At 74.5% G+C, this 5,283-nt stretch carries 6 protein-coding genes; 2 read left to right on the top strand and 4 right to left on the bottom strand.

Going from position 1 to position 5,283, the window contains the following annotated elements:
• Positions 1-344: type II secretion system protein N (gene gspN / locus MBSD_RS05190; protein ID WP_148667809.1), on the bottom strand; the 344-nt coding region annotated here is incomplete at its 3' end.
• 69 nt (positions 345-413) lie between these two features.
• Here gspN and MBSD_RS05185 point away from each other — a divergent pair.
• On the top strand, positions 414-1,781 hold the full coding sequence (locus tag MBSD_RS05185; RefSeq protein WP_062535728.1) for an adenosylmethionine--8-amino-7-oxononanoate transaminase: 1,368 nt from the start codon (positions 414-416) through the stop codon (positions 1,779-1,781).
• 66 nt (positions 1,782-1,847) lie between these two features.
• Here MBSD_RS05185 and MBSD_RS05180 read toward each other — a convergent pair whose 3' ends face one another.
• Positions 1,848-2,483 carry a glutathione S-transferase family protein gene (locus MBSD_RS05180; protein ID WP_062535726.1) on the bottom strand — a complete coding sequence of 212 codons (636 nt, stop codon included), beginning with the start codon at positions 2,481-2,483 and terminating at the stop codon, positions 1,848-1,850.
• A 142-nt stretch (positions 2,484-2,625) separates the two neighbouring features.
• Between MBSD_RS05180 and MBSD_RS05175 the strand changes: the two genes are divergently transcribed.
• Positions 2,626-3,360, top strand: coding sequence for a 16S rRNA (uracil(1498)-N(3))-methyltransferase (locus MBSD_RS05175; protein WP_062535724.1), 735 nt, complete (start codon positions 2,626-2,628; stop codon positions 3,358-3,360).
• A 9-nt stretch (positions 3,361-3,369) separates the two neighbouring features.
• On the opposite strand, the gene MBSD_RS05170 is transcribed toward MBSD_RS05175, so the two are convergent.
• Positions 3,370-3,843 (bottom strand): chemotaxis protein CheW, encoded by a 474-nt coding sequence (locus MBSD_RS05170; protein ID WP_062535722.1) that lies wholly within the window; start codon positions 3,841-3,843, stop codon positions 3,370-3,372.
• An 11-nt stretch (positions 3,844-3,854) separates the two neighbouring features.
• The coding region (locus MBSD_RS05165) for a chemotaxis protein CheB (RefSeq protein WP_062535720.1) at positions 3,855-5,283 on the bottom strand (1,429 nt) is incomplete at its 5' end.

Here is a 5,283-nt window from a genome sequence, read left to right as displayed (position 1 = left end):
TCGAGCGCGACGTCGCGCAGATCGACGCGCTCGCCCGCGCGCGTCGCCGCGCCGCGCAACGCGAGGCCGTCGGCGCCGCGCAGCGCGTACGTCGCCTCGGCGCGGCCGGCCAGCAGCGGGGCGCGCGCCAGCGTCCAGTCCAGTGCACCCAGCGCGCGCGGCCCCCACCACGCCAGCGCGGCGTGGCCCTGCCACAGGGTGCCGGACACGCCCTCCAGGCGCAGCGGGCCCAGCCGCTCGCCCGTGAGCCGCAGCGCCAGCCGCGCGGGCATGAACGCGATCAGCACCGCCAGCGCGAGCAGCAAGGCGGCGGCGGAAGCAAGGACGATGCGTGGACGGGTCATCGGGCGACGGAGGGCGGAAACGCCGCCAGACTTGAGCCGCGGCGCGGGACGCGGGGATCATAGCAAGCCATGGACACCCTCCCCGCTTCCCGCAACGCCGCGCTGGCCGCGCGCGACCTCGCCGTGGTCTGGCACCCGTGCACGCAGATGCGCGACCACGAATCCGTGCCGATGATCCCGATCGCGCGCGGCGAAGGCGTGTGGCTGTACGACCACGACGGCCGCCGCTACCTCGATGCGATCAGCTCGTGGTGGACCAACATCTTCGGCCACGCCAATCCTCGCATCGGCGCCGCGCTGAAGCAGCAGCTCGACACCCTGGAGCATGTGATCTTCGCCGGCTTCACCCACGACGCTGCGCTGGAGCTGGCCGAGGCGCTGGTGCGCATCGCGCCGCCCGGCCTCGAGCGCGTGTTCTTCGCCGACAACGGCTCGGCGGCGGTGGAAGTGGCGCTGAAGATGAGCTTCCACTACTGGCGCAACCTCGGCCGCGGCGACAAGACGCGCTTCGTCGCGCTGACCGGCAGCTACCACGGCGAGACGCTGGGCGCGCTGTCGGTCAGCGACGTCGCGCTGTACCGCGAGACCTACGCGCCGCTGCTGCTGACGCCGATCCTGGCGCCCTCGCCCGACGCCTACGCGCGCGCGCCGGGCGAATCGTGGGAGGCCGTCGCCGAGCGTCGCCTCGGCGAGCTGCGCGCGATCCTCGAACGCCACGCGCACGAGATCTGCGCGGTGATCGTCGAGCCGCTGGTGCAGTGCGCCGGCGGCATGCGCATGTACCACCCGCGCTATCTCGCCGGCCTGCGCGCGCTGTGCGACGCATTCGAGGTGCACTTCATCGCCGACGAGATCGCCGTCGGCTTCGGCCGCACCGGCACGCTGTTCGCCTGCGAGCAGGCCGGCGTCGCGCCCGACTTCATGTGCCTGTCGAAGGGCCTGACCGGCGGCTTCCTGCCGCTGTCGGCGGTGCTGACGTCCTCGCGCGTGTACGAGGCCTTCTACGCCGAGTACGGCAGCGGCAAGGCCTTCCTGCACTCGCACAGCTACACCGGCAATCCGCTGGCCTGCCGCGCCGCGCTGGCCACGCTGGAGATCTTCCGCAGCGAGCCGGTGCTGGAGCGCAACCGCGCGCTGGCCGCGCGCCTCGCCGCGCGGCTGGCGCCGCTGGCCGACCACCCGCACGTCGCCGAGGTGCGCCAGACCGGCATGATCGCCGCCGTCGAGCTGGTGCGCGACAAGGCGACGCGCACGCCCTGGCCGGCCGACGAGCGTCGCGGCCTGCGCGTCTACCTGCACGGCCTCGAACACGGCGCCCTGCTGCGCCCGCTCGGCAACGTGGTCTACTTCATGCCGCCGTACGTGATCACCGAGGAGGAGATCGACTTCATGGTCGGCGTGGCGGCGGCAGGCATCGAGCGCGCGGTCGCCGCGTAGGGCGGAATCCGCGCAGCGGCTTCCGCGTGCCCGGCATGCGGTGGAACCGGCTGCGCCGGTTTCGCCCTACAGCTCGCGCGACGCGTGCGGATCGACGTCGTACGGCACCACCGGCGGCAGCGGCGCGGCGGCCTCGGCGACGCGCGCCATCCACGCGCGCCAGGCGGGGCGCCGCGCGAAGCTGAAACCGGCGTCCTCGGCGAGATGGCCGTAGGCGTACACGGCGAGGTCGGCGATGCTGTAGCGGTCGTTGGCGAGGAACGGGTGCCGTTCGAGATGGCGCTCGATCATGTCCAGGCGCTGCTCGCCGGCGGAACGCTTGGCGTCGATCAGCGAGGCGGCGCGGCGCGGCAGCTTGCCGGTCAGCGTCCAGTAGCGCAGCGAACCGATCACCGGCTCGATGTGGTTCTGTTCGGCGAACAGCCACTGCAGCACGCGGCCGCGCTCGACCGGATCGGCCGGCAGCAGCGGCGAGCCCTCGGCGAGGAAGCAGAGGATCGCGTTGGATTCGGCGATGCTGCGGCCGTCGTCCAGCTCCAGCACCGGCACCGCGCCCATCGGATTCTTCTGCAGGAACGCCGGCGTGCGCGCGCCGCCTTCGAAGATCGACACGTATTCGGTTTCCAGCGCGATGCCGAGCTGCGCGGCCAGCGCGCGGACTTTCCAGCCGTTCTGCGAGGGCAGGTAGTCGTAGAGTTTCATCGGTGTCTCCGGTGGGGTCGGCGCCACGATAGACGCACGCCGGCGGCGCGGCCATCCGCTCCTTGCTCCCCGCCGCGCCCCCCGGGGCCGGCGGGCGGGCAACCCCGTACAATCGAACGCCGCCCCGATCCCCGCCACCGCCATGCGCCAGATCCGCATCCACGTCGACTCCCCGCTCGCCGAAGGCGCCGAGGTGACGCTGCCCGAACAGGCCGGCGAGCACGTGGCGCGCGTGCTGCGGCTGGGCGTCGGCGACGCGGTGGTGCTGTTCGATGGCAGCGGCGGCGATTTCCCTGCGACGCTGACCGGCATCGCCAGGCGCGCGGTCACCGCGCGCGTCGGGGCGCGCCGCGAGGCGCTGCCGGAATCGCCGCTGCGGTTGACGCTGGCGCAGGGCATCGCCCGCGGCGAGAAGATGGACCTGATCGTGCAGAAGGCCACCGAACTCGGCGTGGCGCGCATCGTGCCGATCATCAGCGAACGCACCGAGGTGCGGCTGGATGCCGAGCGCGCCGACAAGCGCCTGGCGCACTGGCGCGCGGTGGCCGTCGGCGCCTGCGAACAGAGCGGGCGGGCGCGGCTGCCGCAGATCGACGCGCCGCGGCCGCTGGACGCCTGGCTGGCGACGCTGGCCGGCGACGGCGCCGCGCGGCTGGCGCTGCTGCCCGAGGGCGAAACGGCCCCGCGCGCTCTGGGCGGCCTGCCGCATCAGGCGCTGCTGGCGGTAGGCCCCGAGGGCGGTTTCGGCGAGCGCGACGTGGCCGCGCTGCGCGCCGCCGGCTTCGCCGGCCTGCGCCTCGGACCGCGCATCCTGCGCACGGAGACGGCCGGGCTCGCCGCGCTGGCGGCGCTGCAGGCGCTGTACGGCGACTTCTGAGCGGCAGCCTCAGGCCGCCGCGGCGAGGGCGTCCTGCACCATCGTCTCGATGGCGTCGAGGTCGGGGATCACGGCGTGGTCGTCGCGCACCAGCACTTCGCCGCGCACGCCGGTGGGCAGCGCGTTCTCGTCGCCGGTCGGCACCAGGATGTCCTGGGTCAGCGTGGTCAGACGCGGGAAGCCCTGCGTCACCATGGCGATGAACGGCATGCGCGCGTTGCCGCCCAGCGCCTTCAGCACGGCGACGCGCGAGTTCAGCGCGCGCTCCTGCGCGGCGAAGCCGGCCAGCATCGAGAACGACACCAGCGGCAGGCGCCAGCCGCGCCAGGCGATGCGGCCGAGCAGCCAGGCGGGCGCGCCGTCGACCTTGTCCGGCGTGGCGAAGGTGATCACCTCGGCCACCGTGGCGTTCGGCAGCAGCAGGCGGCCGCCGGTGACCTGGATCAGCACGCCGCGGATCTCGCGGGGCAGTTCGGTGCTCATGTCGTCGTTCCTCACTTGCCCAATTCGGCCAGCAGCCGCGCCGCCAAGGCGCGCGGCGTGCCGGTGAAGGCGACCACGCCCGACGCGCAGGCGCCGTCGACCATCGAGCTGACCACGCAACTGTCGGGATCCTGCGCCCAGACCTTGCCGCCGCGCGCCGCCACCTCGAGCACGCCGGCGACCGCGTCGCTGGCCATGCCGGAGAACACGACCGCCAGCAGGTCGGGACCGAAGACCTCGGCGAGGTCGCCGAAGGTGTGGTCGATGGAAGGCGCGTAGGGGCAGCCCTCCGGCAGCGCTTCCAGCCGCACGCGGCCGCTGCGGTCGAGGCGCAGGCGGCGGTCGGACGGCACCACCAGCACCTCGCCGTGGCCGACGGTCAGACCCGGCGCGGCGACGCGCACCGGCAGCGCGCTGACCTTGGCGAGCTGGGCCACCATCGCGCCGACGAACGCGGCGTCGAGATGCTGGGCGAGGACCACCGTCGCCGACATATCCGCGGGCAGCGCCGCGACGAATTCGCGGACCGCTTCCGGCCCGCCGATCGAGGCGCCGAGCGCGACCACGCGGCGCACGCCCGCCGCCTCGCCGTCGAGGCGCATCTCGGCCACGTGCCGCCCGGGCGCGGCTTCCATCGCCCGCGGCGCGATCGCTTCCTCCATCGGCACCAGTTCCAGGCTCAGGCCGGGGGTGATCGGCGTCGCCGCCGCGTCGCCGCCTTCGGGCGCGAGGTATTCCGCGGCCGATACCTTGTCGACCGCGACCGGCAACGGCTCCGCGCCGGCCGGCGCCGCGTCCGGGGCGAGATATTCGGCGGTGGAGATCTTCTCCAGATCGAACTTCACCGGCTCGGCGTCGCCGACGGCGGCGGCGGGCGCGATCAGTTCCGCCGCCGACACCTTCTCGATGCCGAACTCGCGCGGCTGCGCGCGCGGCTGCGGCGCTGCCGGCGCGACGTCGAAATCGACCAGCGCCCAGTCGGGCGCCGCAGCGTCTTCCACGGGTGCCGTCGCAGCGGGGCCGTCCGGGCCGGCGGCGGGTTCGGCCGCCGCCGCCATGTCGAGATCCGGCAGGTCGATCGCCGGCAGGTCGAGGTCGATATCGTCGGCACGCACGGCCGGCGCCGGGTCGGGGGCGGCACCCGCGGCCGATTGCGGCGGCATCGCGGGCGCATCGGCGAACAGCGCGTCCAGTTGCGCGGCCAGTTCGTCCGGCGTGGCGCCGGCCGAGCGTCCGCCGGGCTGCGCATCGCCCAGGCCCGGCAGATCCTCGAACAGCGCCTCGATCTCGGCGAGGTCGAGCGGCGGCGGGCCCGCCTCCGCGGCGGGGGCCTGCGCCGCGGGCGCTTCCGCGGCCGGCAGCTCGGCGGGGGACGGGACGGCGCGTGCGGCGGGCGCCGGATCGCCGGCCGCCGCCGGCGCGGCATCGGCGCCCGCGTCT

Source organism: Mizugakiibacter sediminis (genome assembly GCF_000953855.2).
In the GTDB taxonomy this organism is placed as follows: domain Bacteria; phylum Pseudomonadota; class Gammaproteobacteria; order Xanthomonadales; family Rhodanobacteraceae; genus Mizugakiibacter; species Mizugakiibacter sediminis.
Note: the sequence above shows the minus strand (reverse complement) of the source record. Positions and strands in the feature narration are given on the sequence as shown.

Coding starts and splice junctions, on each gene's coding strand:
- MBSD_RS05180 (WP_062535726.1), bottom strand. CDS start 2,483: ATGAAACTCTACGACTACCTGCCCTCGCAGAACGGCTGGAAAGTCCGC.
- MBSD_RS05170 (WP_062535722.1), bottom strand. CDS start 3,843: ATGAGCACCGAACTGCCCCGCGAGATCCGCGGCGTGCTGATCCAGGTC.
- MBSD_RS05185 (WP_062535728.1), top strand. CDS start 414: ATGGACACCCTCCCCGCTTCCCGCAACGCCGCGCTGGCCGCGCGCGAC.
- MBSD_RS05175 (WP_062535724.1), top strand. CDS start 2,626: ATGCGCCAGATCCGCATCCACGTCGACTCCCCGCTCGCCGAAGGCGCC.